Origin of the sequence: Sorlinia euscelidii, from assembly GCF_036452135.1 — a bacterium.
Taxonomy (GTDB): domain Bacteria; phylum Pseudomonadota; class Alphaproteobacteria; order Acetobacterales; family Acetobacteraceae; genus Sorlinia; species Sorlinia euscelidii.
Map to the genome: position 1 here is coordinate 142,897 of NZ_JAWJZZ010000001.1, position 26,709 is coordinate 169,605.

The window sequence follows — 26,709 nt, forward strand, 5'->3', positions numbered from 1 at the left end:
TTATAATCCCAGTCTGAAAAGGGCCTTTTTCAGCATCCTGACCGCGTCACCCTGCGATAAGCCCGTGTGAATGACAATGTCCGCCACGCGTCGACGCGCTTCATCCGTGGCCTGACGCGCCAGTAAAACGCGCGCCTCCGCACCCGTCATTTTACCGCGACGATGGATGCGCGCCACACGCGCGGCCAAAGGCGCCTCTGCGACGATCACAAGATCGCAATCTTTATGCGCGTTGGTCTCGATCAGGAGAGGAATATCGAGGACGCAAACTCTCTGATGCGCCGCCCGCATGGAGCAAAGGAATTTCTTGCGCGACTCTTTCACAAGAGGGTGCATGATTCGCTCAAGCTTTTTCAGCGCGTGGCGATCCTGGGTAACATGTCGACGCAGCCGCGCGCGATCCACGGCGCCGTGGATGATGACATCGGGCCAGAGCTGCCCGATCATCCCGACAGCAACGCCACCGCGACCCTGCATACGGTGCACCACTTTATCCGCATCGAAAACCGGCCAGCCCTTGCGACGCAGGCGCGCGGCGATCGTGGACTTACCCGCCCCCGTCGCACCGGTCAGGCCGATAACGATCACCCGAGCGCTCCGAGGAGGGCGCGACGCGTGGCATCATCCGCCTGGGGGTCCTTCCCGAACCAGGTGCGAAACCCGACCCGCGCCTGCTCAATCAGCATCCCCAGCCCGTCAACCGTCCGCAATCCGCGCCGTCGCGCCTGGCGAAGAAGTGACGTCTCCAGCGGGACATAAACGATGTCGGCGACGCTGAGATCATCCCGCGCCTTCGATAAGGCACTTTCCCAGTCATAATCCGCGGCGCCCTGCATGCCCAGAGAGGTCGTATTGACCAGTAAATCGACCGCACCAAGGTGAGACGGCCAGTCATCCCAACTGACATGGCGGAGACCATGCAGCTGCGCGCTCAAAGCTTTAGCGCGCGTGACGGAGCGGTTGGCGATGCTGACGTCACTGCCTTTCTCCATCAAAGCCGCGCAGATCGCGCGCGCTGCGCCCCCCGCGCCGAGGATGAGCGCGCGCCCATGAAGCGCGACGCCATGCGCGCGAAGGTTCTCACAGAACCCGGTTCCATCCGTGCTGTCCCCGAAGATCTCACCATCGTCGCCAAAAACCAACGTATTGGCGGACCCGCATCGCCGCGCGATCTCCGTTAGCCGGGTTGCGATCTGAAACGCGTCTTCCTTATGCGGAATGGTGACATTGACGCCCCGAAAACCGAGGTGCTGGAGCAACTTAATTCCGGCTTTGAAATTTTCCGGCGAGAGAGGAAGTTTCAGGTAACGTCCGGAAATATGATAACGCCGGAGCCAGCCATTATGCAGCGCGGGTGATAATGAATGGTCAAGCGGCCAACCCACGACACCCGCAAGCCGTGGAAGGGTGCCGCCGAAAGATTCCGTCAGACGTAAGCGCGCTGAGTCGGGGCGCTCGCGGTCCATCTGCGCCAATATATCGGCAATAACTGCGTCAGGATCGCTGCCCAATTTTCCTGTCCTGCCTCGTCTGCGATGAGATCCTGCCTGATCTCGATTTCAAGATAAGGCATCCCGCGCGTCTCCGCGTGATAAGGTATCGTATAATCTGAAGTCGCCGTCATCCGATAGGGTTCGTTTTTTCCGACGACCCATCCGCCCCTCTCGACAAGAAGCTGGTGCATGATGTCAGCGGAAGCGGCATCTTTATGGAAAAGCACCCCCGCATCCCAGGCCCGGCTCTGCCCCTGCCAGACGGGCGTGAAGCTATGCAGGGAGATCATGGCGCATTTCTGCGGATCAATGGTGGCGAGCTGCTGCGCGATGCAATCATGATAGGGACGGAAAATCTCCCGCTCGCGCTGACGCCGCTCATCGTCACTCAGATGGTGGTTTCCGTTGATAACCGTTTGATCCGACTCACGCGGGATGGAGGTTGCGTGACCCGGCGCCCGGTTACAGTCGATGACGAGGCGGGAGTAAACCTGCTCAATCAAGGTTGCGCCCAATGCCGCGTGCAGGCGCCGCGCGACCCCGGCAATGCCGATATCCCAGGCAATGTGCCGCGTACGATCCGCCGCCGACACGCCGAGATCACCCAATCCTTGCGGGATGCGCTTCCCCGCATGGTCACAGACGAGAATGAACGGCACGTCAGTCGTCGCGGGGTGAAGGATGAAAGGCGCGGGCGCGTCATCCGGCAAAAGGGGTGCTGAAGTCATGAATTGCGTGATCGGCGTGAAAACATTACGTTGCTGCCGAACACTCCTCGCAAGTTTTGGAATTGAACGTGCCTGATTATAAATCCTGCCTTGCCAATCCACAATGGGGCGGCCGTTTTGCCGGTGGCCCTGCCGACATCATGCGCGATATCAATGCATCGATCGGTTTTGACCAGCGCCTCTGGCGGCAGGATATCCGTGGGTCCCTCGCCCATGCAAAGATGCTTGCGCATGTGGGGATTATCTCCTCAGACGATGCTGAAGCCATCGAGGACGGGCTGAACGCGATCGCCGCGGAGATCGCGGAAGGGCGCTTCGAATTTTCAGCGGCGCTTGAAGATATCCACATGAATATCGAAGCGCGCCTGTCAGAAAAAATCGGTGAAGCCGGGAAGCGTCTGCACACGGCGCGATCACGCAATGACCAGGTTGCGACGGATTTCCGCCTGTGGACGCGGGATGCGATTGACGGCCTGTCAGCGCAGGTCACGTCCCTGATGCGCGCCCTCGCCCAGCGCGCAAATGAACATGCTGCCACCCCGATGCCGGGCTTCACCCACTTGCAGGTCGCGCAACCCATCACATTCGGGCACCATCTGCTGACTTATGTGGAGATGCTGGCGCGGGATAAAGGGCGGCTGGAAGATGCGCGCGCGCGCCTGAATGAATGCCCGCTGGGCTCAGCCGCGCTGGCGGGCACGTCCTTCCCCATTGACCGTGAGATGACCGCGCGGGCGCTGGGTTTTGACCGGCCGACACGCAACTCACTTGATGCTGTCTCGGACCGGGACTTTGCTTTAGAGTATCTCTCGGCCCTCAACCTTCTCGCCATGCATTTATCGCGTCTGGCTGAGGAAATCGTTATCTGGTGTTCGGCGCCGTTTCAATTCGTGACTTTGTCGGATGCGTTCACGACGGGCTCGTCCATTATGCCGCAGAAGCGCAACCCGGATGCGGCGGAGTTGATCCGTGCCAAAATCGGCCGCATCAGTGGGGATTATCTCTCACTCCTGATGGTCATGAAGGGCCTGCCCCTAGCCTACGCGAAGGACTCGCAGGAGGATAAAGAGCCGGTTTTTGACGCGACGGAAGCCGCGACCCTGTCTCTCGCCGCGATGGAAGGCATGATTCGCGACCTCAAGGCCGCGCCTGAAACCATGCGTCGCTTCGCCGCGGCCGGCTTCTCAACCGCGACGGACCTGGCGGACTGGCTGGTGCGGGCGTTAAAACTCCCCTTCCGCACCGCGCATCATATTACCGGGCAGCTTGTCAGCCTCGCGGAGCGAAAGAAGGTCGATCTCGCTGAACTTTCCCTGGCCGAAATGCAGGAAGTCGCGCCGGAGATCCATGAGGGAGTTTACGGCGTGCTGACGGTTGAGTCATCGCTTGCCTCGCGACGCAGCTTCGGCGGCACAGCGCCTGACAATGTCGCACGTGAGGCGCAGAGATGGTGCGATATTCTGGGAGAAGAATGATGAGACATGGTTTGATCATCTCGCTAATCATCACCGTCACGGCCGTGACATTATCGGGATGCGGCAAAAAAGGCGCCCCGCACAGTCCGGGCGGGCCGGGTGAACAGATCTTCCCGCGCGATTACCCGGTTGAGTGAAGCACGGCCTCACCCATTTTGATGATGTCAGCCGCCCGAACCCCGTTGCGCCGCATATCCCGGATGGCGGGTGCATGGGTGCTTTTGGAGAGTTTGCGTCCCATCTCGTCGAAGGCGAGCGGGTGATGCGCATAAACGGGTTCCGGGAAAGACAATAATTGTTGCAGCACCCGATGCACCGAAGTCGCGGCGCGCAGATCGGCCCCGCGCGTCACGCAGGTGACATTTTGGTCCGCATCGTCACATGTGACGCAAAGATGGTAGGACACGCCATGATCCCGCCGCGCGAGGACCACATCGCCATAGGATGTCGCTGCGCCGGGAACATACCCTTCTTCAACTTCCTGCCAGCCCGGGATGTGGCCGATCACATCCAATGCCCGCGCCATGTCAAGCCGCCAGAGGGGCGGACGGTTAGGGTTGCCGCCGCGTAATCTGCAATGTCCGTCATATATGGGGCTTCCATCCGGGTCCCGCCTGCACGCCCTTTGCGCGACCTCCTGCCGCGTGCAGGTGCAGGGATAAATGAGGTGGCGTGACTTCAGATTGCGCAGAGCCGCCTGGTAACGCGGCATGTTGCGGGATTGGTAAAGAGGTGGCGCATCGGATGACAGGCCGAGCCAGGTGAGATCCTCAAATAGGGAAGCCGTGAATTCAGCTCGGCACCGGGTGGTGTCAATATCCTCGACCCGCACGAAATAGCGGCCCGCTGGCCCGGCCATCTGCCGGGCGAAAAGCGCGGACGCCACATGTCCGATATGGAGGTAACCTGTCGGGCTGGGCGCAAAACGCGTTACAAAATGGCCGGAAATGCGCCCTCCTTGCCCTTTCGGGCGAAAACTGAAATAGTGTGAGGAGTGGCGGTCAAGACGATGTCGAAAAGCCATGCAAAAATGGTGCGCGTCGTTTCCCCCGCCGGTCGCTGGGAGGACGTGCATGCCTACAGGCAGTTATCGACACTATCCCGCTTTGGTGTTGAACGCCGATTTCCGCCCACTCTCCTATTTTCCCCTGTCACTCTGGTCATGGCAGGATGCCATACGTGCCGTCTTTCTGGATCGTGTCACAGTGTTGAGTGAATATGAAGGGGTCGAGGTGCATTCCCCAAGCTGCACCCTCACCGTCCCGAGTGTGATCGCCCTCAAGGAATTTGTCGAGACCGCGCGGCAACCCGCTTTTACGCGGTTTAATGTGTTTCTGCGCGATAATTTCCGCTGCCAATATTGCCATGCCCGCCTCCCGGCGCAGGAACTGACTTTCGACCATGTTATCCCGCGTTGCCGCGGGGGGCGCACAAGCTGGGAAAATGTCGTGACAGCCTGTAGCCCTTGTAACCTCGCAAAAGGGGGCAAAATGCCGGAAGACATCGCCATGACCCCCCTCTCCCGCCCGATGCGCCCGACAACGCGACGTTTGCAGGCGAATGGCCGACATTTTCCGCCCAATTACCTGCATGAAAGCTGGCGCGACTATCTTTACTGGGATTCCGTGCTGGAAAGCTGAGTTCTCTTCACGTGCTTTGAGCTGGGAAGAGCGCCTCATAAGTGGCGGCGTCAAACCCGACCGTGACGTCGCCCGTGCCGTGCTCCAGCACCGGGCGTTTAATGAGGGACGGGTATTTCAGCATCAGCGCCTTGGCACGCGCGGCGTCAAGCTCCGCCTTCTCCCCCTCCGCTAACCCCCGAAACGTCGTCCCCCGACGATTCAACAGCACCTCCCACCCGCGTTTTGCCGCCCAATCCGTGAGTTGGGAGTCGGTGGGGGCGTTTTCTTGAAGTCGACGAACCGATAAACGACCCCGCGCGCCTCCAGCCACGCCCGCGCTTTTTTGACGCTGCCGCAGTTCGGGATGCCGTAAAGGGTGGGGGTGGCGTTGAGGGGCATGGGAGAGCCTTTGTCGAGAGAGTTCGGCCGACACTATTGAGGTTGAATTGAATTGGCCCCAACGATCTTACCAGGAAGTTGCCCGCTCGTATGCCACCCGAACGATGAAAATCGCTGTATCAACGCTTCCGAAGGGACTGGAAGAGGATGGTGTTGAATTTCGAGGCTTCAAACCTGTAGGGAAGCTGGACACGCCACGCAATCAGCCGATGCACGTCAAAATGTGAGCTCTAATTGAAAGCAAACTTTTTCTCGCGATCCCATAGTTCGAGGAACTCTCTCGCCTCGTCACTTTCTTTCAAATCAGTGCTTTGGTCGTTCGCTATATCTGTCACGGCTTTACGAAAACGCTTAAGATCGAGTACTTTAGCCATATTTTCAACGAAAACGTGTTTGAAAGATCTCGTAACCTGGTCTTCGGGTAAACCGTTAAGCTTGTTCGTTGAGCTTAGACCACTCCCCGTAAAGGCTCTCATTAGCGTTGATACTGCGGATCGATCATCAAAAAGAAGGTTCGTCCACTCGCGAGTTTCACTTGGGTCATCACCCGCGAACTCCACCCATCGATGTAATATGAATGCTAGGTTCTTATTTTCGACAAGCTCACCGCTATCTCTTGCCGAACGAATAGCGCTCAAGGCCAAATCCCTCAGTTCTGGCAGCGCGTCTTTCGCCACAAGATTTTCTTCCGACTCTTCGACCAGTTGACCGGTGTCATGCTCGTAATCATCATGAGCCCATTTCACAAATTTTACGAGACAACCTAGAGACGCTTTTTTGCTTGCTTCGAGAATAACGATTGTCCGTTCCTCCGTTGCAAACCTTTTCCGCGTCATCGAGCTAATAAGCCGACAGAATTGTGAAAAATTGTCGAATATACTCAGGATATCAGCTTGAGCATCGTCAGCGAAATCGATGTCATCAAAAATCACGAACAAGGTCTTGACCAATGACGCCACATCATTTTTTCTAATTTGCTCAGCGTTTGAGCTCAATGCCTCCAAGTAGATTGGAACAAAGGATCCACCTGAACGCCGTCTCCTTAAGCTAGCGCTCCTGAATTCAGTTTTGATAAATTCATACTCACCCGCTCGCTCGACCAGTTCATCGATCTTTTCTTTCGGGAGAACATCTTCACTCAAGCTCATAATCAAATAAGTATCGAAGTGCGACTCTATACACACGCGTCTTTCAGAGTTCCATTGGTTCAAGCGATCATGTCCATAGCGTATGCCCGTCGATTTTGGGAAGAGAAGTTGAAGAGCAACTTTTGCGAGTTCGAGATCGCCTACTCTAGCTTTTTCGAGCATTGCTACATAGCGTTCGTCGCTTCCATTGCCGCCTATATCCGAGCTTCCGCACAACTCACGTTTATTTTCTCTTATTACCCTGTAAAGTGCCGGATTATACAGCCTGATCGCTTCCATCGCGATGAGATCAGTTGAGTCGATCTTCCCAGTTAAAGCGGCCAGACTCATAGCTAAAGCGTTTTGCAAACGAACAACGTGGCGCGGCGTTGTGATCAGCGGAGCAACAATTTGACGAAAAACCAAGCCGAAGCGAGGTTTTTGGCTGTCTTTTAATTGAAGTCGGTCGTCGTAAGCGATTGAGGAGAACAGAGCGTTACGCAAATCGATCGGCGCTGGTGGCGGCATGTCAAAACTGACTTGGACGATCTTTTCCAGAAAATGCGGCCCCTCGGACGGATATTTTTCCGCCACCACGCGATCGGCCAGTTGCCGGTCCATCGCGAGAAGGTAAAGCACGTTCGGTAATCGTCCAACAGACTTGATCAATCGAAAAACTGCTAAAAGTTCCTCTGGAGCGAGTCGATCCAAATCATCTAAGATGATGAGAAAACGGCTATTTTTCTTTCGAAGCAATTTTTCTAGCCTACAAAATACTTTTTCTAAGGAGTTCCTTGCAGCGATATAACTTTCTATCGGTCTGCGGAAGAGGCGAGTCAATTTGGCTAGTGATACTCGACCAGTTAAATTAAGACCTCCTTCTATCATCGGTCCAACTGACAAAACGCTTCGTCCTAGCTTGCGTATGAGCTTTCGAGATTTGAACCCATAGGCAATCGCAAGCGCGTCGTCCAATTGTTCGAAGAAGGCGAGGGCTAGTGCCTCCTCACCTCTATACCACCAAACCTTGAATTCCGTAACATTTACATCGGCGCCATCCATTCCTTCCAGGGCGCTTCTGATCAAATTGATCGCGCTACTTTTTCCCGATCCCCACGTCCCGTTGAGTGCAATTGTAGTTCCGGCAGGGTCTTTGACTTTCAAAATGTCGATCGCGATCGCTTCTGCGAAGGGTGCTACACCGTAACGGTCGTCGACTTTGTCCTCAATCGGACTATCATTAAGGTTGTAACTCAAGATCTTCTCCAAAATAGGCTTGCCCGTTCGGGCCTTACCCCGCCAGACGCTAGCTGAAGTGTCTTAAGAAAAGCTTATACGTGATTTATATTGTCCAACTTCAAACATGGATTGTAGAAAAATCGACGAGCGGGTGAATTGAGAGGTGGATCTAGCAATCACTCAGAATCGCTGAACTTCAACCATCTAATTGCCCCTGCGGGCAGAGTTCGCACCTTTTCTCTTACGCTCGGAACGATCTTTTAGATCGCACAATCAACTATTTAAGTTTACGCATCAGGCCCTAATGCACTGAGGAAACCTTATACCCCCCCCTACTCCCACTCAATCGTCCCCGGCGGCTTCGATGTGATGTCGTAAGTCACCCGGTTAATCCCCCGCACTTCATTGACAATGCGCCCCGCGACGCGGTTGAGGAAGGCGAAGTCGAAGGGGTAGACTTCGGCGGTCATGCCGTCGCTGCTGGTGACGGCGCGGAGGGCGCAGGCTTGGTCGTAGGTGCGGCCATCGCCCATGACACCCACCGTGCGCACCGGCAGAAGCACCGCAAAAGCCTGCCAGATCGCATCATACAGCCCGGCATTGCGGATTTCCTCAAGGTAGATCGTATCGACCTTCCGCAGCAGGTCCAGCTTCTCACGCGTGATATCGCCCGGCACGCGGATGGCGAGGCCCGGCCCGGGGAAGGGATGGCGGTTGATCACGATGTCCGGCAGGCCCAATTCCCGCCCCAGCGCGCGCACTTCATCCTTGAATAATTCACGCAGGGGCTCGACGAGGCTCATTTTCATGCGTTCGGGCAGGCCGCCCACATTATGGTGGGATTTGATGGTGACGGAAGGCCCACCCGTGAAACTGACAGATTCAATCACATCCGGGTAAAGAGTTCCCTGCGCGAGGAATTGCGCACCCCCGAGTTTTGCGGCCTCCTCCTCAAAAACTTCGACAAACAGGCGCCCGATGGTTTTGCGCTTCGTCTCCGGGTCCGTCACCCCTGCCAGCGCGTTGAGGAATAATTCCGACGCATCACGATGCACGAGCTGGATGTTGAACCGCCCGCGGAAAGTTTTGACAACTTCTTCCGCCTCACCGGCGCGCAGCAGACCGGGGTCAACGAAGATGCATGTCAGTTGATCACCCACCGCCTCATGGATCAGCTTGGCCGCAACCGACGAATCAACCCCACCGGAAAGGCCGCAAATAACGCGCCCTTCCCCCACTTGCTGCCGAATACGCGCAATTTCGAGATCGCGGAAACCAGCCATCGTCCACGTGCCGTTGCACCCCGCCACGCCATGCGTAAAATTGCGCAGCAAGGCCGCCCCATGGGGGGTGTGCACGACTTCGGGGTGGAACTGCACGCCGTAAATCCGGCGGCTCTCATCGGCAATAATCGCGAAGGGCGCCCCTTCAGAAACCGCAACCGCCGTAAAACCGGGCGGGATTTTCGTGACGCGGTCACCATGGCTCATCCAGACCTGCTCCCGATGGCCCCGCGCCCAGGCCCCGCGAAAGAGCGCGCAATCATCGACGATTTCAATGAAAGCGCGACCGAACTCGCGATGTTCATGCGATTCGACGGCCCCGCCAAGCTGCGCGCACAGCGCCTGCTGGCCGTAGCAGATGCCTAAAATCGGCACGTTGAGCGCAAAAATTTCTTCCGGGATGCGGGGCGCATCGGAGTCATGCACACTTGCAGGCCCGCCGGATAGGATGATCCCGCGTGGTGCAAAATCGGAAAGCCGGGAGATGTCGGTCGTGAAAGGCCAGATCTCGCAATAAACCCCGCTCTCCCGCACGCGCCGGGCGATGAGCTGTGTCACCTGACTGCCGAAATCCAGGATCAGGATGCGGTCTTCATGGAGTCGGGCGTCGAGATCGTGCATCGCACGGGGTTCAGGCAGGCTCATTCTTCACTTTCGCGTCTTGGCAAGGGCGGTCGAGAGGGTCGATATACAGCTTTCTTATAAACCCGTCATCCGAATCACGCCACTTCACGCAGGGATATTGAGATCTGCGGCGCGTTTCCTGATAGGCTGGCGGGAGGTTTGATATTTTCATCAGGATGTCACATGTCTCACGCCATCAAGTGCCGCCTCGCCTTCGCCAGCTTCATCGCCCTGACGGCCTGTTCCGGCGGGCAGGGGCCCTCACCTTCCAAAGACCCGCGCGGCAGATGGTCCGGCGCGCTCGTGACCGAACAGGGACAATGCCCTGACGGCGATAACTCGCTGCTACAGATCGAGGATAAGACGATTGTGTTTGCACCTGCAGGCGGGTCCGTTCTGCTGCGCGGTGAGCGCGGCAAGTCCAATGACGTGCTGAACGCCAGCTTCACCCACCCGGATACGAACCATAAGCCCTACCGCATGGTATTCCGAGGACACCCGGTGGGGAACGCCATCGGCGGCATCTACGCCACCCCAACCTGCCGCGCCCATATCGTCATGACGCGCACCCACGCCTGAAAACCGCACCAGAAAGCCCTGCCTTGACCGCCACCTGCCGAAAAAAACGCGCGTCAGGGCAGAAAAAGCTTTTTCCCACTTGCCGTTTGCCAGATATGCCTCTAAAACCCCGCCTCGACGCACCCGTAGCTCAATTGGATAGAGCACCAGACTACGAATCTGGGGGTTAGAGGTTCGAGTCCTTTCGGGTGCGCCAGAAACGACATAAGTCCTGCATGCAGGCACGGCACCCGTAGCTCAATTGGATAGAGCACCAGACTACGAATCTGGGGGTTAGAGGTTCGAGTCCTTTCGGGTGCGCCATTTTAATAATCAAATCCAAAATGTAGTTGAGCGATATGCTGGCGATTGGGAGTTAGGGTTTACCCTATATCTGGCTTCGCCCTCAAAATGGAATTGCGCCTAGCCGTTCATTTCAGGTCTCACCTCATTTAATCGTAACGATAACTTGAGATTAAAATATTATGCTGTCGATTTCCATAAACTATAATTTAATATTTTATCATTTAGGGTTGCACCTTAATCTTTCGAACTAAGTTTCAAAGGTATTCATTTGAGTTTACTATCCTACTGGATGAAGATGATTTCGATGGAAACCACCAACGCTTAAGTGCGGCAGTAAAAAAGCTTTCTCGAAAAAATCACTTGCTACAAATATTTTTGCGCGTCGTTCTTGTTTTAAGTCCTAAATTACGACGAATTCCGAGGATTTCAGAATTACGAATGTGCTTGTAACCATTTGACTCTTACTTATTGAAATCTTACAACATTTTTCGGCTAAAAAATCAGAAATAACTGCAAAATAAATCGAAATTGTGAACAGATATCAAATAATTATACAACAAGATATAAATAAATCGTTCTGTAAAATCGAAATGAGGTAAGTGTTTTTCGTATAGAGTTAAAAACTCAACTCCGCGGAAACTACACCCTTCCAGTTAATACTTTGGACAGAAACAAAGCTGCGAAGTAATGGAAGGAAGCCGCCGAACCGGTCGACCGAGGTGAGAAAGAAAGTATGTCGGGTCTGAAGCAAATCACACTTTTCAGGATTAAAAACAACACGAACTTCGAAGTTTTTCTGAAGGGTGATCTCTCGGAATTTTCACACATTGAACCGAACGGCGACTTCGAGGGATATATCAAATTTGTGAAGGTGCCTGCAAAAAAAGCAAATCAGGATCAAATCCCGTGGTTGAGGTTTCTCAATTCGGGCCTCGAAAAAAAATTCAAGTTTCAAGCAAGCAACTTATACCCGCGTGCGATAATGGCCTTGAAAATAAACGGTGGGAACGAAGAAAACGATGTCTGCTATGCCGCTGTTTTTGGGCAGCATGGCGATATATTTCTTAACAAAGATCATATTGTTTACGACTTCGGAATTAAAGTCGCCATGAATATTTGTGATGTAGAAAAGTTGAAACGTATTCAAACCACAGAGCATGAGGCAATCAGCCGGCAGACCGAGCGCCAGGCGAGCATAGGGACCCGTTTAGGCGTTTTCAATATCGATAGTGAAACAGAACTACTTCGCAAGATTTCTGGGCACGTAAAAGAAGATTTCAAGAGTTTGATCAAGACTTTCCAAGGAAAAGAAAGTATTTCTCTAGCTTTCCCTAACGATAAAAATGTTGATTGGACTTTTTTAATTGATGTTTGCAGAAAACTGGAAGAAAGATTTAATTCAAAGGACTACACCGAAACAGAACTGAAGGTATACGATCTTTTCCCAGCAGAAAATGATCCTGTGATAATCAAAGAGTTAGATAGACTGCTTTGCAAAGCTATTATTGAAGGAAATTTCGACGCTATACATCTTGCCCCACCGCACTTTCTTAAAGATGATGATTATTCATTTTGTTATAGAGAGCGTGGAAAGGGGAAAAATTCACTCGAAACCTTTGAAGACCTTAATATCAAAGACTTATTGAAAATAAGAGGTCGAAATCTCGATGATTTAGATGCTCCCAAGCTAAAAAAATGGATCATTTTCAACTATTGTTCGGAATTAGATGAAACTCGCAGTTTATGGAATGCTTATCAATGCGTAGTTGCCGAAATTGAGCGCGACGGACGAAGTTACATCCTCTCTTCAGGTCAGTGGCGAGAGGTCTCTTCGGAATTGAAAGCGACTGTCAATCGGTATCTAAAACGGCTCAATAACGCTTTTGACTTGGACTATCTTCCATCCGACGTCAACATCTTCGATCGTCATGATGGAAAAAATCACGAGTGCATTTTCAATAATTTTGCTGCGCAGAAGTGCCCCGAACTTTACCTTTTTGACAGGGCGCGCTTAGAAATTGCAGGGAAAAAGCTGTATGAAATGTGCGATTTGCTCCACTCTGATCGATCCATCATTCACGTCAAGCGCTTTACTTCTGGATCGGCATCAATCAACCACATTTTTACGCAAGGAAGATTTTACGCTCACGCTTTTGTGACAGAGGCTGATTGCCGAGTTCAAATGGCGAAATTTGTCGAATCAGACGAGGAACCGATTAATGCTTCGAAAAATAAATCAAACTTTTTAAAAATTCTTCCTAAGAATAAAGCAGAGATCAATGAAAAAGAATATTGCGTCGTATTCTGCATACTTCATGAAAAGCCGTCTCTATCGATCAACGATTTGCCGTTCATGTCTCAATATGAGTTTATGAGGAGCCACCGGTTTTTAACGGAGGATCGCAATTTCAAAGTTAGCGTAGTGTTCCGCAAAGTGACGACAGGCAACTAAACTTGCGGTTTTTTCCGAAAATTCGTGTATAACCTTGCCTATTGTCTCCAACGCTCGCATCGTTTTGCTTTGAAAAGAGCGTTGCCGGTCCGTCAGATGATACCGAACACTTTTGACTACAAATCTCTTATTTCACCTTTCGGCAACGTCTCGGTAGGTAATAGCCCCCCTTACCACAACCCCACCCCCGCGCCACCGCCTCGCCCATCCGACAGCGTTGTGATCCCCCCGATCCCCCACTTCCCTTCCCGCCGGATCATGATCGGGGCGCCGCTTGCGCCGTGGGTTGTGGTGCAGTTATGGCGGATCAGCCGGCCCGACACGGCCGTGACGTGGCAACTCTGGTCGCCGCGTGCAATTTCGGGGAAGTCCTGTTCATAACCCACAATCGCCGCATCATCCCCCGCGCGCGGCGTCAGGATGGGTGGGATGTCGGCGCTCGTAACCATTGGGCGTTCCAACACGATCGTCGCCCGATCGGCCTGGGCGGTGGCGATGGCGCGGGTCGGGTCAAAGCCGGGTGCGATGATGATGTGGATGGCGCGTGCTTCCGCCGCGTAATGGCCGCGATGGTAAGCCCGCAGAAAATGCACGGAATGCGGCCGGGTAAAGTGCCCGCTTTCCGCCAGCCATAAGCAATGTGCCGCGGTCATCACCACATTGGGTGCGATGAGGAAGCCCGTGCAACGCGTTCCGAGTTCAGTCTGAAGGCGTCCCATAACGCGCCAGGGCGGCTGCGTGACATCCACACGATGCCGCTTATCAAAATGGACGGGGCGCAGCCCGTCGGGTTCGGCCACGGCGCGCCCGGGCAGGGAGGCGACCGCCAGCCCACCCACCAACGTTGCCACCATGTTATGCCATCGGGTCCGGCGCTTCATCCTCATTCGCGTTTTCCCAAAATCCGTCAAAGCTGGTATATGCGTAAGTCACAGCAACACCGCGTTAACTCTTCACAGCCTCCCGCAAGAATGTCAAAATTACCGCGCCTGAGGATGGGGCAAAAGCACCCGATGCCAAATTTATCGCCGTCCCTCTCGGAGATACTCCAATCACGCCCGTGGCTCCGTTATGATTCCGACGCGGCACTTCTCTTTGATGGCGTCCGCCTGCATGACGTTGCCGCGCAATATGACACGCCCTGCTGGGTCTTCAGCGCCTCCATGCTTCGGGCGCGGGCGCGGGCGCTCAAGGCGGCTTTCAGCGATCGGGGCCAGCCTATCTCCATCCATTACGCCGTCAAGGCGAATGACCACCGTGCGACTCTCACCATCCTTCGACGTGAGGGGTTCGGTGCCGATGTCGTCAGTGGGGGCGAATTACGCAAAGCCATTGCGGCAGGTATGGCCCCTTCTGACATTGTGTTTTCCGGCGTGGGTAAGACGGATGCGGAACTCACCCTCGCCATCCAAACAGAAATCGGCGTCATCAATGTGGAGAGCCGTGAGGAGCTTCATCGCCTTATCACATTGGCGACGCATCTCGGCAAACGCCCGAAAGTGGCTTTGCGCGTCAACCCGCATATTGATGCCGGGACGCATGATAAAATCAGCACCGGGCGTGAGGGCGATAAATTCGGGGTCGATTGGCGCGAAGCCCCTGCTTTGAGCCGGATGGCCGCCAAGGACCCGCACCTCGATTTCATCGGTCTTGCCGCGCATATCGGCAGCCAGATCACATCTATCGCCCCTTTTGAAGCGGCTTGTCAGAGATTGGCCGGGATGGTCACGGATCTCCGGGCGGATGGGGTGCCGGTCAGCCATGTCGATTGCGGCGGTGGGCTGGGCATACGTTACCATCAGGAAAGCCCACCTGACATCGCTGATTACGCGCAGGCGATCGTGCGGCATCTTGGACCGTTGAATGTGGCGATTTCGATCGAACCCGGGCGGTGGCTCAGCGGCCCGACAGGCATTCTCCTCACCCGCGTGATCGACGTGAAAGCCCAACCCGCCCCGAGGAGCGACTTCGTGTTTATCGACGCCGCAATGAACGACCTCGCCCGCCCGGCTTTATACGCAGCATGGCACGATGTCCTCCCCCTTCATGCGCGCGCCACGCAAAGGCCGGAAAAAGCCCAGACCCTCGCGGGGCCCGTTTGTGAGACAGGCGACATTCTCGCGACGGATCGCATCCTGCCACCCCTGTCGCGCGGCGATATGCTGGCGATATTGGACACAGGCGCCTACGGGGCGGTCATGAGTTCCACCTATAATGCCCGCCCTCTCGCCGCGCAGATCATGATCGAGGACGGGAAAATCGCTGAAATACGCCCACGCCAGACCCTCGAAGCCCTATGGGAAGCGGAGCGTCTGCCTGACTGGCTCAAGGCTGAATGACAGGTCAGCGCCCTGCTCGTCCCGCGCAGCAGCGTGCACCTCACACGCTCACACGCATCATGCGCGCGCGGCGCCTGCAGCGAGGGGTCATTCTTGGCGAGCGCATTGCCGAGAAGCTGGTTTGGCCGGCCATCATCTTCCTTTTCTACGGGGCCATCAGCTTCTTCCGCGTGCCGCAATCTCTCCCGGACCTGCTTCATTCCGCCGTGGCGCTCGCGATTGTGGCGCTTCTCGCCGGGCTGTTGCTACACGGTCTCAATCGCGTGCGGCGTCCGGCGGGGACATATGTCGACCGCCGTCTGGAGCAGGGCAGCGCTCTTGATGAGCGTCCTCTGGCCACGATGGAGGATCGTCCGGTTGACCCGACGACCAGAGCGATCTGGAAAATCCATGTCGCGCGCAGCCTGGCACGCATCGCGATTCTGCGCCCCTCGATCCATCTCCCACAAATATCACGCACGGGGTTTTGCCTGCTTCTCATTGGCATTCTGGCTTTTGGAGTGGGGCTTTACCGAGCCGGGCCTCATGCTGTTTCGAGACTGGAAGCCGGATTTATTCCGGGGATGGACGATGCTGACACGCCCCTCCCTGAACTCCACGCCTGGATCACGCCGCCTGCTTACGCGCCAGGTCCACCCGTTTATTATGAAGGCGGCGCCGCCTCCGTGACCGTGCCGCCCGGCGCGTCTCTGGAAGTCCAGATTATCGGGGCGCGCAGCATTCCGTGGCTCGTCGGTGCTGTTGATTCCGAGATCTCAACCGAGCGCCTCGGCCCTCAATCCTGGCGTCTGAAGGAGAAGCTTCTGCGTGATGGCGACGTGACGCTGCGCACGCGCGGGCGCGCCATTGCAGTATGGCGCGTGCATCTCCTGCCGGACCCGCCGCCCGCCATTATTTGGGAAGGAAAACCCAGGATTGAGGCCGACATTACCACTTTCACAGTGCGATATAAAACGTCTCAGCCTTTCGGCGTCGCATCGGTCGGGCTTTCCATCACGCCGGAAAGCGGGTCGGCAAACCGGGAACCCGTTATCTTCACGGACCCGGCCCCGGCGGGGAAACACGCATTTACGGGAACTATCCGGGAGGATACGGGTCGCCTCGCTTATGCTGGTGAGCCTGTAACCTTGCGCCTGAAAGCGACGAGTGTGAGCGGAAATGTTGCGGAAAGTGAAGCGCGCCACATCATCCTGCCCGCCTACAAATTTCACGACCCCATCAGTCGCGCCCTGATCGCCCTGCGCTATCGGGTTTTGCGTGGTGAGGAGGCGCTCCCGACGGCACGGGAGGAGCTGGCTTCCCTCATCACGTTGACACATCAGCGTGAGAAAGGGGTGACGCTTCTGGCTTTGCGTCTCCTGCGCGGTGACGGGGTGGATGTCGGCCTTTTTGGTGACGGGCTGTGGTCGATGGCGATGTATCTCGATGACCTCTCACGGCAGGGCCGCGCTATCGCCGAAGCAAATCTGGCGCTGCGCGGCGCGCAGAATGGCCTGATCCGCGCGCTGGAAGACGATGCGTCCCCCTCTTCCCGGAATGCGGGCATTGCACGGCAGAACCGGATTGACGCCGTCAAAAAAGCAATTGCTCGCCGGATGCAGATCCTGATGTATCATGCGATGGAACAAAGTGGCATGGTTCCCGATATGGGAAATGTCGTTCCGGGCCGGAATGACGCTGTTACACGGTTGCTTGAACGACTGCAGGATCACGCTTCTGCGGGAGACCGGCGCGCGGCCCTCCGAAATCTCCGAGACCTTGAGGACATGACCCGCCGCGTCCGCGATGCGACGCCGGAAGAGCTGGCCGCCGCAGCGAAGCAGGAGGCGACCCAGCAGAAAGCCCGGCTGCATATCCGCGTTGTGCAGGATCTTATCCAGCGTGAAACCGTCATGTTGGATGCGACGCAAGCCCGCGGCGAGGCGTTTCGCCGTCTTAGGGAGATGCAGCAAGAGCCGGGATTGCGCTTCGATAACTCGGTCGATCTTCGCAATTTTGCTCTCGGTGCCGCGGATGTCTCGATCGCCCCTCCCACTCATGATGTTTTATCATTTTCGGACGAAGAAGAGGCCGAAAGGCAGGAGCAGCGCCGCACCCAATTTGTCACGCAGGGTGCGTTGCGTGACGTCCTCCGTGCTTTCATCGCCGAAATATCCGACGACGGGCAGCAAATTCCCGAAACGTTAAAAAAAGCTGAGAACCATATGGGCAATGTTCGCCGCAATCTTGCGCAACGGGATGATATCGGCGCGTCACAATCCCTGAGAGACGTCCTCGCCGATCTCACCCAGCTTGGGCATGACCTACGTGCGGCGCAAAAAGACAGGCACCATGGCGAAGGGCCAATTATCCTTCTGCCCACCATGCAGTCTGGTGGCGACGAGTCGGGATCGCAGAAAAATGGCGATGGACGTGGTGAGCAATCGGAAGAGGAGTCCGATGGGGGCTCAGCCAATCATCGCGCTTCGGAAAAGCGGGACCCTCTGGGCCGCAAAGTCAATGATGGGGAAGGCGCAACCGAGTCCGAGCAGGGACATACGCTGCAACAACGTGACACGCATCGTCTGGAGGTGGAGAGAGAACTCCGACGCCGCGCCGCTGACCGTGCGCGTCCGACGCGAGAGCGCCATTATCTGGAAGATCTCCTGAAAGCATGGCGAGGCGGCGGCTGACAAGCCGCTGAGCGCAGGGCCATTTTCCATCCATCGACCGTTTTACAGGGAAGCGCATGCGATTTTCGGAGAGGGGGACAGGGTGGATCGCGCCATGTCTCGGATTATCGAGTCGTCTAAGGCACCTTCGCAGCGCACGATATCGTTACTTAACCGTTCTGATCGGCTCATCTCTCACGACCATCAACGCGGCAGACGCAGCCATTGTCAGAAAAGCCGCGTCGATCCTCCTGATTTTCCTCTATTCCCGGTAGCGGCGCGATTTAACGCGGCATGTGCTACCCGAACGATGAAGGCGACCTGAAAACGCGAAAACCTTCACTGACACAAATCACGATGTCGCGCACAAGCGCTTTTCAACCTTTTAATTGCGTTTTTCATATTCCTCTATTGACGGAAGTTGTTTTCAGGTTCGACATGACAAAAAAACGACCTATCGTCTTACGACTCACAAAACCAATATCGTCATGTCAGGAAATAATGTCCCATGCAAAATACCGCCATTCACGGAGCCAACCGGGATGCATTATGGCTTCCTTTCACGGCACATCGACAATTTCGCCAGGCGCCGCGTGTGCTCATTTCCGCGAAGGGCATGTATTACAAGGATGCGCAAGGTCAGGATGTCCTGGATGGCTGTGCCGGCCTCTGGTGCGTCAATGCAGGGCATACACGCACCCCGATTGTTGAGGCGATCCAGCGTGAGGCGGCCAAACTTGATTTCGCCCCGACTTTCCAGATGGCGCACCCCCTCGCTTTCGAAGCGGCGGGGCGCATATCCGCCTTGACCCCGCCGGGGCTTGATCACATATTTTTCTGCAATTCCGGCTCGGAAGCTGCTGATACGGCACTTAAAATCGCCATCGCCTATCATCGTGCCAATGGCCGTGCGGAACGGTCCAAAATCGTCGGGCGGGAGCGCGGCTATCACGGTGTCGGGCTGGGCGGGCTCTCCGTCGGGGGTATCTCCTCCAATCGCAAGCAGTTCGGCCCGCTTCTGGCGGATGCAGCACATCTCCCCCACACTTATGACCCATCGCGAAACGCCTTCAGCCGCGGCCTGCCGAAATTTGGTGCTGAATATGCCGACGCGTTGGAGAAGTTATTCATTACGCATGACCCGTCGACGATCGCCGCCGTCATGGTGGAGCCGATGTCAGGTTCTGCCGGTGTGCTTTTGCCGCCCGTCGGTTATCTGAAGCGTTTGCGTGAGATCTGCGACAAGCATGGCATCTTGCTGATTTTTGATGAAGTGATTACGGGTTTCGGACGATTGGGCGCCAGTTTCGCGGCGGAAAAATATCAGGTGCGACCCGATATCATGACGATGGCGAAGGGCCTCACCAATGGTGCGATCCCGATGGGCGCGGTGGCCGTTAAAGATACGATTTTCACGGGCTTCATGCAGGGACCGGAGGCCGGCATTGAGCTTCCCCACGGATATACTTATTCCGCGCACCCTGTGGCCTGCGCAGCCGCCATCGCGACGTTGAATGTCTATCGTGATGAACGTTTGTTTGAGCGTGCCGCCGCCCTCGCACCTTATTTTGAGGATGCGGCGCATAGTCTCAAAGACGCGCCGCATGTCATCGATATCCGCAATGAGGGGCTCGTCGCCGGGATCGAAATCGCACCGGGTGACGGGGAGGTGTCACGCATTTACAAGGTGTTCGATACAGCGTTCCGGCAAGGGGTTCTGTTGCGGTGTAGCGGCAATACGCTCAGCATCGCGCCACCCCTGATTATCGAGAAAAACGAGATTGACCGGATTTTCGAGACGATCCGCCGGATCCTGATTACGACTTCGTGAAACGATGAAGCGTTACGTTGAGCTGACCCGGCCAGGCGGGTCAGCGTCGGTCACGCAGGACCGCGGGATGCACCGTTTATTTCACGCATCCGTCACGATCCGCGTCTCTTCGCCAAAAGCCGCGCCCAGATGGCTCAAGCGATTCTTGACGTTGGAGCCAAGAGCGAAGGAGGCCATCTTGTCAAGTTCCAGAACGATCTCCCCGCCCCCTCTTGCAATGCGCGCGCCTTTAAGGAGGCTCTCTGTGCCGCCGCAAATTGTGTAAGCGAGGCGAAGCGCCTTGCCCAGCCGTGTCGCGCGTTCAAACGCTTCATCGGGAAGGATATCGCGCGCCGCAGACAGCAACCGTCCCTCAACGTCAGCCTCGTAACGGATCGCAAGCGCCGTTGCGATGAAGCCGCGTGCCTGGTGGTCAAACCCGCCTCCGTTTACATGTAAAATACGGAGGAAGGTCTGCTCCGCGCGATATTCGGGATGGTCGTAAGCGCCGATATCGGAGAGGCGGCAGGCCATTTTGCGGAGATTTTTCTGAGTCGGGTCATCTTTCTCAAAAAGGGGCTGCGTCCAGTTAATCAAGGCGTCTGGCAACTGGCAACCGCGCCCCAGACGGGAGGCAAGCGCTTTCACCATGGCGTCGCATGGGTCAATATCCGCCACATCCGCCCCGACGCGCGCCATATACCAGCCCTCTCGCAACCCATCGACCGAAAAAACAATCTTATCCGGGTCCAGCCGCTTCATGAGTGTCAGAAGGACAATGGCGGCGTAGGGCACATCGTCGAAGCGTTTTTTTGAGAGATTGGGCGTTTTCTCCAGCGCTTTTCTGGGCGTCGATAAGATCCAGTCGCAAAGCGCCTCCGCTTCGGCAGGACGGAGCGTGTAAAGATGGACCATATTGAGAGGATATTGCGTGCGTGCAATCTGAAGGCGTGCCAAGGCGCGGAAGGCCCCACCGACGAGATAAAGTGTTTTATCGCGATGGGCCTTCAGCCAGGTTTGCCCCCCAATATCCTTCGCGGCAAGCTCAGCGGCTTTTTTACGCTCCCCCTCCGCCCTGTCTGACAAACGGATCACGCCGAGCGGCATCGTGCTCGCTTTTTTCATTTTCCGCTGTGCGACGTGAATCAATTCGAGAGATCCGCCGCCAATATCCGCCACAATGCCATCCGCATCGGGCTGGCCGCAAAGCACGCCGGTGGCGGAGTATCGGGCTTCCTCCTCGCCGGACAGAATGCGGATCGCCACGTTCGGCATGTGTTTTTTCAGGATCTCGATAAATTCCGCCCCGTTATCGGCATCCCGCACGGCCGCCGTCGCGAGAATCTCGAAAGGTTCCGCCTTCATTGACCGGGCAATGACGTTGAACCGCTTCAAGACAGTGTGCGCGCGCTTCAAACCCTCCTCATTCAGGCGTCCCGTTTCATGCAGGCCACGTCCGAGTTTCAATGTCGCCTTCTCATTGAAGATCGCGATGGGGTTGCGTGTCACCCCCTCGAAAATAACGAGACGCACGGAATTTGACCCCAGGTCAATCACGGCGGCGCGACGTTGGTGAGGGGGTGCGCTGGCCTTCACCGCCTTCTGCGCGACCCGGAGTTTCTTCATAAAGGGGCGCCTGGCTTTTTGCGTCGGCGCGGCGCTTCCTTGTCCGTCCCCTCATGCCGCATGGAACCTCGACCGGAAAGAGAGGGATTATGCATAAAATAATGATGCGCGGAGAACGGCTTTTTCCCCGGTGGAACGCGGCGCCAGCTACCGCCTGGCTGTAATGTCCAGCTCTGCAACGTGTCTTTCATCCCCAAAGCGGCGACCTGTCCCAGCACCTGCGCATGGACGGTCGGGTCATAGATCGGCACCATCGCCTCCACCCGGCGGTCCATATTACGTGGCATCCAGTCAGCGGAGGAAATATAGACCTTGTTTTTCTGGCAAGGCATACGGTGTCCGTTTCCGAAAGCAAAAATGCGGGAATGTTCGAGAAAGCGCCCGACCATGGAGCGGATCTCGATATGGTCCGACAATCCGGGGACACCCGGCCGAAGGCAGCACATGCCGCGGATCACCCCGATGATTTTGACCCCCGCATGGGAGGCTGCGTAGAGCGCATCAATCAGTTCCGGGTCAACGAGGCTGTTCATTTTCAGCCAGATGCGGGCGGGGCGCCCGGCTTTCGCGTGGTCGATCTCATCTGCAATCAGCTTCAGCAGCGTCTTGCGCAGTGTCAGCGGCGCAAAAGCAATGTCATGCACATCTTTGGGCTTGGCGTAACCTGTCATGAAATTGAAAAGCTGCGCCGCATCACCCGCCAGGCGTGGATCACAGGTAAAAAATGAGAGGTCCGTGTAAATGCGTGCCGTGATGGGATGATAATTCCCCGTGCCGAAATGCGCGTAAGAGCGCATCTGATTGCCCTCCCAGCGCACAACGAGACTCATTTTGGCATGCGTCTTCAGGTTCGAGAACCCGAACACGACTTGCACGCCCGCCGCCTCCAACTCCCGTGAAAGGCGGATATTCGCCTCCTCATCAAAGCGCGCCCGCAACTCCACCATGGCCGTGACGGATTTCCCCGATTCGGCGGCGGCGATCAGCGCCCGGACGATGGGGCTGTCGCGAGAGGTGCGGTAAAGCGTCTGCTTGATCGCCACAACATTCGGGTCCGCAGCGGCCTGGTTGAGGAATTGCACGACGACATCGAAGCTCTCAAAAGGATGATGCACGACGATATCTTTGCCGAGGATGGCGGCAAAGCAGTCTCCGTCATAATCACGGATGCGCTGCGGGAAGCGCGGTTTGAAAGCGGGAAACTGCAATTCCGGCCGATCACTGACGATCATCTGTTTGACATCGACGACCCCGATCATCGCCTGCTCCACCAGCACCTCATCGGGGGGCGAGCCAAGCTTTTCAGCGAATTCCTCACGCAGACAGGAAGGGAGGGAGGCATCGAAAGCCAAGTGCACCCCGACACCACGTCGACGCTGCTTTAAAGCGGTCTCATATGACAGGACGAGATCCTCCGCCTCATCCTCAAATTCCACATCGGAATCCCGAATGACACGGAGCACCCCGCTCGCCAGGACACGCATCCCGGGAAAGAGACGGTCAATATGGGTGCGGATGACGTCCTCCAGCAGCACGAACCGGATGTCCGCGGTGCAGGAGGCTTTGCCCGACATGTCCCCCGGCAGGCGCATAAAGCGGTTGACCTGCTGTGGCAGTAAAATCAACGCATCCATCGGCTCATCCGGGCGCGCCTCATCCTTCAGGCGCAGCACAAGCGCCATGCCGAGATTGGGGATAAACGGCACAGGGTGAGACGGGTCCACCGCCAGCGGCGTCAGAATAGGGAAAATTTCTTTTTCAAAAACCGCGTCCAAATAAGCAATGTCAGCTTCGGACAGGTTTTCCGGTCGGTGAAGATGAATGCCACTCTGCGCCAGCTCGTGTCGCAACTTCCGCCAGACATCCTGCTGGGTCTCAAAAAGTCGGGAGGATTTACGTCGCACCTCCGCGAGTTGCTGCGCAGGCGTTTTACCGTCGACGGAAGGCGTCGTGAGCCCCTCCCGCACCTGCCCGACCAGCCCGGCAACACGGACGGAGAAAAATTCGTCCAGATTACTGGCGCTGATCGACAGAAAGCGCAAACGTTCCAGAAGTGGGTGACGACGATTCTCCGCTTCCTCGATCACGCGCTGATTGAAATCCAGCCATGACATTTCACGATTAATGAAGCGGGACGGGTGCGAAGAAATATCATGTTGCCCGTCGGAAGAACCCTGCATACATAACCCGATAAAATCAGACGCGCAGCCCGCGTCACCCGGCTTTGCGCGTGACAAAGTGGTCGTTTGTTCCCCCTGGATTTTTGACGCTCCCACCAGATTGGCTCCTTTACTCAGCGCCACTCTGCCTGTCGAGCCTGCATGACGCCCTTTAAGTCTGACATGTTACACGACCCAAAGTTGCGTTAGAAGCCTCTCATCTTACTTAAGCCTTTCCCAAACCTTCGCCTTCCCCCTGGACGGCCGTCACAAAACCGGGAGTTCCTCCCCATCAGCCTGGGAAAGCTCAGGCAGGGTTTCCGTGATAAAGGCCCGCGTCAATGCGCGTTTACTTTCCAGACTCGCCGTATCCAATCGCGCAACGCAGGCCATCAGGGCCGCATTCGTGCGCGGCAGGCGATGCACGAGCCACGAAGCGACATCCTGTGCGATGCAGATCTGACGCATGGCGAGCCATTGAATCACCAGTTTGACGCGCAGATCATCCTCGGCAGGCCGCACCTCAATCGCTGTCATCGCCCGAAGGCGGCTGCTCAGATCAGCAAGACCGGTGAGTAAGGTGGAAGGCGGGACGCGGGAAGCCAGAAGGAGGATGCGCCCCCCTTCCCGCGCGGCATTGATAAAGTGAAGCAGGGCGACAGGGTCAAAACCCTGTTCAAGCTGGTCAATCGCCCAGAGTTGGGAGTCATCAATCCGTGACGGGTCAATCATGCGGGCAGTGATGATTTTGCCATGACGCCGCCGCGCCCAATCATGCAATAAATGTGTTTTGCCGGTCGCCTCCGGGCCCCAGAGCAGGAGGCGACGCTCCGGCCAGCCCGTCTGGGCAAGCCATTTACGCGCAGCGGCGTTTGACGGCGCGCTGATGAAATTCGGCCATGGTGCGCCGCGATGTGCTTCCCACGAAAAAGCCATCTGAGCCGCCGGGTCAGCGGGGCGCTGACGAATTTTTTTTGCGTTTTCCATGCAATTTCAAGTCCAACGCTTCCCGAGCCGCGACGGCTTCGTTAAAAGGACGGGTTATATCCGACTTTCCGCGGCATATCGAGTGAGCCTGAACGCATGACCACCCCCCCAAACCCGACAAACATGCCCCCGCGCCGCATGACGGTACCGCCGCATCGAAAGGCGGGATCAGTTATGATGCTGCAGGCGTTAGCATAGAGGCAGGTGATGCCCTTGTCGATGCCATCAAGCCCGCCGCCGGGCAGACGCATCGCGCCGGCGTGCTGGGGGGACTGGGTGGGTTCGGCGCGTTGTTCGACCTCAAAGCCGCTGGATATCGTGACCCGGTGCTTGTGAGCTGCACCGATGGCGTCGGCACGAAGCTCATGCTGGCCATCGAGACGGGACGACACGACACGATTGGCATTGACCTTGTGGCCATGTGCGTCAATGACCTTATCGTGCAGGGGGCGCAACCTTTATTCTTCCTGGATTATTTCGCGACCGGCAAGCTTGCTGTCGCTGACGCGGCACATGTCGTGAAAGGTATTGCCGCGGCCTGCCGTCAGTCGGGATGCGCGCTCGTTGGGGGTGAAACGGCGGAAATGCCTGGCATGTATGCAGCCGGACATTATGACCTTGCCGGGTTCAGCGTCGGCGCGGCGGAACGCGACATGTTATTGCCGCGTGAGGTGAAACCCGGCGACACCCTCATCGCGCTGCCCTCAAGCGGTGTACATTCCAATGGTTTTTCCCTTGTGCGGCAGGTTGTCGCGCGGTCAGGGCTGGGCTGGCATGATCCTGCCCCCTTCGCGCCGTCGCTCAGCCTTGCCGAGGCGCTTCTGACACCGACAACGCTCTATGTGCGGGACGTCATGTCACTGCATGAAAAAGGCCTGCTCAATGCTTGCGCCCATATTACGGGTGGCGGCCTGCCCGGCAATCTGCCACGCATTCTGCCGAAAGGTCTGACCGCGGAAGTCACCGCCGGACGCTGGCCCGTTCCGCCCGTTTTCAACTGGTTGGCCGAAGTCGGGCCTGTCGCGCCGGAGGAGATGTTGAAAGTCTTCAATTGTGGGATCGGCATGGTGCTGGTGACATCCCGACCGGGCGATGTGCTCAGCGCCCTGCAGGAAGCCGGGACAGAAGCTTTTGAAATTGGCCGCATCATCGAGGGACAGGAAGGCTTCAATCTCAAGGGAGAGCTGGTTTTCGGATGAGGGCTAAACTTCCGATCGCCATTCTGATCAGTGGGCGCGGCAGTAATATGGAGGCGTTGCTGAATGCGTGTGACGCCCCCGATTACCCGGCTGAAGTCGTCGCTGTGCTCAGCAACAACCCGGATGCGGCGGGACTCGATATCGCGCGGGCGAAGGGCATCCCCGCACATGCCATTGATCATCGCCCTTTCCGCCAGGACCGTGAAAGCCATGAGCGCGCCATGGACAGAGCGTTGCGCGAGGCCGGCGCCCGGATTATCTGCCTCGCAGGCTATATGCGGGTGCTGACGCCATTTTTCGTTAAGGCATGGTCCGGGCGGATGCTCAACATCCATCCCAGCCTTCTGCCGAAATATCCCGGCCTGCATACCCACCAACGTGCTCTTGATAGCGGAGATACGACGCACGGCGCGACTGTACATCTCGTCACTTCCGGCGTCGATGAAGGGCCTGTCATCGCGCAGGCCCGTATCAATATCCGCCCCGATGACACGGCTGAGACATTGTCAGAGCGCCTTTTGCCGAAAGAGCACGCTTTATATCAGGACGCGCTGCGCCAGTTTATCACAGACCAGGCCTCAGTATTATAAACGCACCTGACATGGAGCCGTCATGCCGACGGGGTCGATCGG

At 56.5% G+C, this 26,709-nt stretch carries 23 protein-coding genes and 2 tRNA genes; 14 read left to right on the forward strand and 11 right to left on the reverse strand.

Annotated elements, in window-relative coordinates; all coding sequences use genetic code 11:
- From coaE to CGLAMM_RS00675, 3 genes are read right to left on the reverse strand one after another with little or no spacing between them, the layout of a single operon-like run.
- A complete protein-coding gene (coaE, locus tag CGLAMM_RS00665) occupies positions 1-588 on the reverse strand; it encodes a dephospho-CoA kinase (RefSeq protein WP_394820028.1) in 588 nt (195 codons plus the stop codon).
- Entirely contained in the window at positions 585-1,511 is a 927-nt protein-coding gene (locus CGLAMM_RS00670; protein WP_394820029.1) for a shikimate dehydrogenase, read from the reverse strand. The genes coaE and CGLAMM_RS00670 overlap by 4 nt, the downstream gene beginning before the upstream one ends.
- On the reverse strand, positions 1,427-2,221 hold the full coding sequence (locus CGLAMM_RS00675; RefSeq protein ID WP_394820030.1) for an N-formylglutamate amidohydrolase: 795 nt from the start codon (positions 2,219-2,221) through the stop codon (positions 1,427-1,429). The genes CGLAMM_RS00670 and CGLAMM_RS00675 overlap by 85 nt, the downstream gene beginning before the upstream one ends.
- Before the next feature lie 68 nt (positions 2,222-2,289).
- Between CGLAMM_RS00675 and argH the strand changes: the two genes are divergently transcribed.
- Both argH and CGLAMM_RS00685 read left to right on the forward strand, forming a co-directional pair.
- The gene (gene argH, locus CGLAMM_RS00680) at positions 2,290-3,696 is read left to right on the forward strand and encodes an argininosuccinate lyase (RefSeq protein WP_394820031.1); all 1,407 of its coding nucleotides are present in this window, start codon (positions 2,290-2,292) and stop codon (positions 3,694-3,696) included.
- Positions 3,696-3,833 carry a lipoprotein gene (locus CGLAMM_RS00685; RefSeq protein ID WP_394820032.1) on the forward strand — a complete coding sequence of 46 codons (138 nt, stop codon included), beginning with the start codon at positions 3,696-3,698 and terminating at the stop codon, positions 3,831-3,833. Before argH ends, CGLAMM_RS00685 begins: the two co-directional genes overlap by 1 nt.
- Here CGLAMM_RS00685 and gluQRS read toward each other — a convergent pair.
- Entirely contained in the window at positions 3,818-4,771 is a 954-nt protein-coding gene (gene gluQRS, locus CGLAMM_RS00690; protein WP_418115239.1) for a tRNA glutamyl-Q(34) synthetase GluQRS, read from the reverse strand. The two genes, CGLAMM_RS00685 and gluQRS, sit on opposite strands and share 16 nt — an antisense overlap.
- On the opposite strand from gluQRS, the gene CGLAMM_RS00695 reads away from it, so the two are divergent.
- The gene (locus tag CGLAMM_RS00695; RefSeq protein ID WP_394820034.1) at positions 4,770-5,336 is read left to right on the forward strand and encodes an HNH endonuclease; all 567 of its coding nucleotides are present in this window, start codon (positions 4,770-4,772) and stop codon (positions 5,334-5,336) included. The two genes, gluQRS and CGLAMM_RS00695, sit on opposite strands and share 2 nt — an antisense overlap.
- Positions 5,337-5,343: 7 nt before the next feature.
- Here the strand turns inward: CGLAMM_RS00695 and CGLAMM_RS00700 are convergent, their stop codons facing one another.
- Positions 5,344-5,541 (reverse strand): ArsC/Spx/MgsR family protein, encoded by a 198-nt coding sequence (locus CGLAMM_RS00700; RefSeq protein ID WP_418115240.1) that lies wholly within the window; start codon positions 5,539-5,541, stop codon positions 5,344-5,346.
- A 280-nt stretch (positions 5,542-5,821) separates the two neighbouring features.
- Here CGLAMM_RS00700 and CGLAMM_RS00705 point away from each other — a divergent pair, with 280 nt between their 5' ends.
- Complete coding sequence (locus tag CGLAMM_RS00705) at positions 5,822-5,944, forward strand: hypothetical protein (RefSeq protein ID WP_394820036.1); 123 nt, start codon at positions 5,822-5,824, stop codon at positions 5,942-5,944.
- A 3-nt stretch (positions 5,945-5,947) separates the two neighbouring features.
- On the opposite strand, the gene CGLAMM_RS00710 is transcribed toward CGLAMM_RS00705, so the two are convergent.
- Both CGLAMM_RS00710 and guaA read right to left on the reverse strand, forming a co-directional pair.
- Positions 5,948-8,101: a KAP family P-loop NTPase fold protein gene (locus tag CGLAMM_RS00710; protein ID WP_394820037.1), complete on the reverse strand. Its 2,154-nt coding sequence runs from the start codon at positions 8,099-8,101 to the stop codon at positions 5,948-5,950.
- A gap of 314 nt (positions 8,102-8,415) precedes the next feature.
- Complete coding sequence (guaA, locus tag CGLAMM_RS00715; protein ID WP_418115241.1) at positions 8,416-10,011, reverse strand: glutamine-hydrolyzing GMP synthase; 1,596 nt, start codon at positions 10,009-10,011, stop codon at positions 8,416-8,418.
- A gap of 162 nt (positions 10,012-10,173) precedes the next feature.
- On the opposite strand from guaA, the gene CGLAMM_RS00720 reads away from it, so the two are divergent.
- The 4 genes from CGLAMM_RS00720 to CGLAMM_RS00735 all read left to right on the forward strand — a co-directional run bounded on the left by CGLAMM_RS00720 (position 10,174) and on the right by CGLAMM_RS00735 (position 13,306).
- On the forward strand, positions 10,174-10,569 hold the full coding sequence (locus CGLAMM_RS00720) for a hypothetical protein (protein ID WP_394820038.1): 396 nt from the start codon (positions 10,174-10,176) through the stop codon (positions 10,567-10,569).
- 119 nt (positions 10,570-10,688) lie between these two features.
- A tRNA-Arg gene (locus tag CGLAMM_RS00725) sits at positions 10,689-10,765 on the forward strand.
- Positions 10,766-10,795: 30 nt separating this feature from the next.
- Positions 10,796-10,872 (forward strand) — tRNA-Arg (locus tag CGLAMM_RS00730).
- A gap of 715 nt (positions 10,873-11,587) precedes the next feature.
- On the forward strand, positions 11,588-13,306 hold the full coding sequence (locus CGLAMM_RS00735; RefSeq protein WP_394820039.1) for a DUF6119 family protein: 1,719 nt from the start codon (positions 11,588-11,590) through the stop codon (positions 13,304-13,306).
- Between the two features lie 170 nt (positions 13,307-13,476).
- On the opposite strand, the gene CGLAMM_RS00740 is transcribed toward CGLAMM_RS00735, so the two are convergent.
- A complete protein-coding gene (locus CGLAMM_RS00740; protein ID WP_418115242.1) occupies positions 13,477-14,187 on the reverse strand; it encodes a trypsin-like serine peptidase in 711 nt (236 codons plus the stop codon).
- 132 nt (positions 14,188-14,319) lie between these two features.
- On the opposite strand from CGLAMM_RS00740, the gene lysA reads away from it, so the two are divergent.
- The 4 genes from lysA to aptA all read left to right on the forward strand — a co-directional run bounded on the left by lysA (position 14,320) and on the right by aptA (position 20,127).
- Positions 14,320-15,645 carry a diaminopimelate decarboxylase gene (lysA, locus tag CGLAMM_RS00745; protein WP_394820041.1) on the forward strand — a complete coding sequence of 442 codons (1,326 nt, stop codon included), beginning with the start codon at positions 14,320-14,322 and terminating at the stop codon, positions 15,643-15,645.
- Positions 15,642-18,317 carry a DUF4175 family protein gene (locus CGLAMM_RS00750; RefSeq protein WP_394820042.1) on the forward strand — a complete coding sequence of 892 codons (2,676 nt, stop codon included), beginning with the start codon at positions 15,642-15,644 and terminating at the stop codon, positions 18,315-18,317. The genes lysA and CGLAMM_RS00750 overlap by 4 nt, the downstream gene beginning before the upstream one ends.
- A 56-nt stretch (positions 18,318-18,373) precedes the next feature.
- Positions 18,374-18,571: a hypothetical protein gene (locus tag CGLAMM_RS00755; RefSeq protein ID WP_418115243.1), complete on the forward strand. Its 198-nt coding sequence runs from the start codon at positions 18,374-18,376 to the stop codon at positions 18,569-18,571.
- A 233-nt stretch (positions 18,572-18,804) separates the two neighbouring features.
- A complete protein-coding gene (gene aptA, locus CGLAMM_RS00760) occupies positions 18,805-20,127 on the forward strand; it encodes an omega-aminotransferase AptA (RefSeq protein WP_394820043.1) in 1,323 nt (440 codons plus the stop codon).
- An 81-nt stretch (positions 20,128-20,208) separates the two neighbouring features.
- Here the strand turns inward: aptA and CGLAMM_RS00765 are convergent, their stop codons facing one another.
- From CGLAMM_RS00765 to CGLAMM_RS00775, 3 genes are all read right to left on the reverse strand, one after another.
- On the reverse strand, positions 20,209-21,732 hold the full coding sequence (locus CGLAMM_RS00765; protein WP_394820044.1) for a Ppx/GppA phosphatase family protein: 1,524 nt from the start codon (positions 21,730-21,732) through the stop codon (positions 20,209-20,211).
- Positions 21,729-23,912, reverse strand: coding sequence for an RNA degradosome polyphosphate kinase (locus CGLAMM_RS00770; RefSeq protein WP_394820111.1), 2,184 nt, complete (start codon positions 23,910-23,912; stop codon positions 21,729-21,731). The genes CGLAMM_RS00765 and CGLAMM_RS00770 overlap by 4 nt, the downstream gene beginning before the upstream one ends.
- 246 nt (positions 23,913-24,158) lie before the next feature.
- Positions 24,159-24,878 (reverse strand): HdaA/DnaA family protein, encoded by a 720-nt coding sequence (locus tag CGLAMM_RS00775; RefSeq protein ID WP_418115244.1) that lies wholly within the window; start codon positions 24,876-24,878, stop codon positions 24,159-24,161.
- Positions 24,879-25,045: 167 nt separating this feature from the next.
- On the opposite strand from CGLAMM_RS00775, the gene purM reads away from it, so the two are divergent.
- A complete protein-coding gene (gene purM, locus CGLAMM_RS00780; RefSeq protein ID WP_418115352.1) occupies positions 25,046-26,077 on the forward strand; it encodes a phosphoribosylformylglycinamidine cyclo-ligase in 1,032 nt (343 codons plus the stop codon).
- A complete protein-coding gene (purN, locus tag CGLAMM_RS00785) occupies positions 26,074-26,667 on the forward strand; it encodes a phosphoribosylglycinamide formyltransferase (RefSeq protein WP_394820046.1) in 594 nt (197 codons plus the stop codon). Before purM ends, purN begins: the two co-directional genes overlap by 4 nt.
- Positions 26,668-26,709: the final 42 nt, after the last annotated feature.

Excerpts from the sequence above, each read along its gene's own strand:
- CGLAMM_RS00675 (WP_394820030.1), bottom strand. The coding sequence starts at position 2,221 with ATGACTTCAGCACCCCTTTTGCCGGATGACGCGCCCGCGCCTTTCATC.
- CGLAMM_RS00685 (WP_394820032.1), top strand. The coding sequence starts at position 3,696 with ATGAGACATGGTTTGATCATCTCGCTAATCATCACCGTCACGGCCGTG.
- CGLAMM_RS00695 (WP_394820034.1), top strand. The coding sequence starts at position 4,770 with ATGCCTACAGGCAGTTATCGACACTATCCCGCTTTGGTGTTGAACGCC.
- gluQRS (WP_418115239.1), bottom strand. The coding sequence starts at position 4,771 with ATGCACGTCCTCCCAGCGACCGGCGGGGGAAACGACGCGCACCATTTT.
- CGLAMM_RS00705 (WP_394820036.1), top strand. The coding sequence starts at position 5,822 with ATGAAAATCGCTGTATCAACGCTTCCGAAGGGACTGGAAGAGGATGGT.
- guaA (WP_418115241.1), bottom strand. The coding sequence starts at position 10,011 with ATGAGCCTGCCTGAACCCCGTGCGATGCACGATCTCGACGCCCGACTC.
- CGLAMM_RS00720 (WP_394820038.1), top strand. The coding sequence starts at position 10,174 with ATGTCTCACGCCATCAAGTGCCGCCTCGCCTTCGCCAGCTTCATCGCC.
- CGLAMM_RS00735 (WP_394820039.1), top strand. The coding sequence starts at position 11,588 with ATGTCGGGTCTGAAGCAAATCACACTTTTCAGGATTAAAAACAACACG.
- CGLAMM_RS00740 (WP_418115242.1), bottom strand. The coding sequence starts at position 14,187 with ATGAAGCGCCGGACCCGATGGCATAACATGGTGGCAACGTTGGTGGGT.
- lysA (WP_394820041.1), top strand. The coding sequence starts at position 14,320 with ATGCCAAATTTATCGCCGTCCCTCTCGGAGATACTCCAATCACGCCCG.
- CGLAMM_RS00750 (WP_394820042.1), top strand. The coding sequence starts at position 15,642 with ATGACAGGTCAGCGCCCTGCTCGTCCCGCGCAGCAGCGTGCACCTCAC.
- CGLAMM_RS00755 (WP_418115243.1), top strand. The coding sequence starts at position 18,374 with ATGCGATTTTCGGAGAGGGGGACAGGGTGGATCGCGCCATGTCTCGGA.
- aptA (WP_394820043.1), top strand. The coding sequence starts at position 18,805 with ATGCAAAATACCGCCATTCACGGAGCCAACCGGGATGCATTATGGCTT.
- CGLAMM_RS00765 (WP_394820044.1), bottom strand. The coding sequence starts at position 21,732 with ATGAAGAAACTCCGGGTCGCGCAGAAGGCGGTGAAGGCCAGCGCACCC.
- CGLAMM_RS00770 (WP_394820111.1), bottom strand. The coding sequence starts at position 23,912 with ATGCAGGGTTCTTCCGACGGGCAACATGATATTTCTTCGCACCCGTCC.
- CGLAMM_RS00775 (WP_418115244.1), bottom strand. The coding sequence starts at position 24,878 with ATGGAAAACGCAAAAAAAATTCGTCAGCGCCCCGCTGACCCGGCGGCT.
- purN (WP_394820046.1), top strand. The coding sequence starts at position 26,074 with ATGAGGGCTAAACTTCCGATCGCCATTCTGATCAGTGGGCGCGGCAGT.